The organism is Negativicoccus succinicivorans (assembly GCF_018372215.1).
GTDB lineage: Bacteria > Bacillota > Negativicutes > Veillonellales > Negativicoccaceae > Negativicoccus.
In genome coordinates this window covers 1-1,449 of sequence record NZ_JAHAJN010000021.1, presented here as the reverse complement: position 1 = coordinate 1,449, position 1,449 = coordinate 1, and the positions used below count along the sequence as shown (strand labels likewise).

The 1,449-nt window shown below is 46.0% G+C and carries 2 protein-coding genes; both read right to left on the bottom strand.

The features are described 5' to 3' along the window. Positions 1 to 370: 370 nt before the first annotated feature. On the bottom strand, positions 371 to 892 hold the full coding sequence (locus tag KIB08_RS06915) for an N-acetylmuramoyl-L-alanine amidase family protein (protein ID WP_303991230.1): 522 nt from the start codon (positions 890 to 892) through the stop codon (positions 371 to 373). Positions 893 to 908: 16 nt separating this feature from the next. Then, on the bottom strand, positions 909 to 1,449 hold a 541-nt coding region (locus KIB08_RS06910; protein ID WP_303991228.1), incomplete at its 5' end, for a phage holin family protein.

Genomic DNA, 1,449 nt, shown 5'->3' with positions numbered 1-1,449 from the left:
GTACTCATCCACGTAGGCAAGTCCCCGCGGCTCCCCCGTAGGATTACCGCTATTCAATTACATTATATCACATTACACAAAAAAGACCTTGCCGCTCGCATAGATAAGCAAGGCCTTTGCGACTCCTCGCGTAGACTTGTCGCGTTCACCTGCTCACATTTTAACATACTTTGAAAAAACAACCCCCTAAATCAAAAAGCAGATATTTCCATTTTGGAAACAACTGCCGTCACCACCTATGAAAAAACCGTTATTTTTTCCTAGCGGCCCTCGCCACCTATGAAAAAATACATGATTTTCCTACATCGTACTTTTGCCGCTCCTTCGCTTAAAAACGTCACGAAAATTAGCGTGTTTTACAGGCTTTTATTCACCGTCTGGCATAATCAGTCACGCCGCGCGCAATTGCCGCAGAAAAGGCGTTTAACTGCGTTTTCAGCAATTCAAGGTCATTTGCGTTGTCGATGAACGCTAATTCAACTAATACGGCTGGCGCATTGGTAGCATTGAGTACCCAGAGACGGTCTCGCTCCTTAATTCCACGGTCAAGCGTATCAATCGAATTAATAATCTGAGATTGAATACATTCGGCTAATACTTTTCCCGATTCCGACTTATAAAGCGTCTCTGTGCCTCTCGCCATCGTGTTGAATGAGTTACAGTGGATAGACACAAAAACGTCAGCTTCCCACGCGTTCGAAGTTTCGCATATTTCGCTCAAACTGTCGGACTGGAGCATAGCAGCCTTGCAACCGGCGGCAATGAGATAGTCCCTCAACTGTTCGCCGCAAGTTAAAGCATAATCACATTCACGATCCCCCGTTACCGGATTGACCGCCCCCGGATCCGGCACGCCATTCGGAGCGTGACCCGGATTAATAAATACCTTCATCGTTCATTCTCTCCTTTCACATCTTAATTTTCTTTTCGACTTTGTCTTTCACGAGATCCAAAAAACGCCCCATAACGACGTTTCCGCCGTCACGCATGTTTTCCAGAATAGATAAAAATTCAGATGCGCCCAAGTACATCCACACGAGATTGACGGCGAAACCTGCGCCGGTCATGAAGTCCCAACAGAACCCAGCCGCCGTGGCAATGGTATAGGTCAACAGCTTATAAAAAAAGCCGTTCCGACAAAAGCGCGATGACACACGCCCCTCGGCGAACGCTACCGGAATAGCTATCCACTTATCAAAGCCGGATATGTTCTCTGGCTTTGCCCCTTTTTCAAGCAACATCTGATAAGTAATCGCGCTCCATTTAGTAGTAAGGTCAATTAATACTAATAAAATAAACACGCCCAAGACTTGAACGTGTTTAAGATGTATCAGCCAAATAGCGCCGCTACCTAAGGCGGAAAAAAAGGACTTCACCCACCACGCGTCGGCGAGTTTCGTCATCGCATCAGATACGCCATGAATAATTTCGTTTATTTCTTTCAACATA

Bases quoted from the DNA above. Each gene is read 5' to 3' on its own strand.
- KIB08_RS06915 (WP_303991230.1), bottom strand. From the start codon at position 892: ATGAAGGTATTTATTAATCCGGGTCACGCTCCGAATGGCGTGCCGGAT.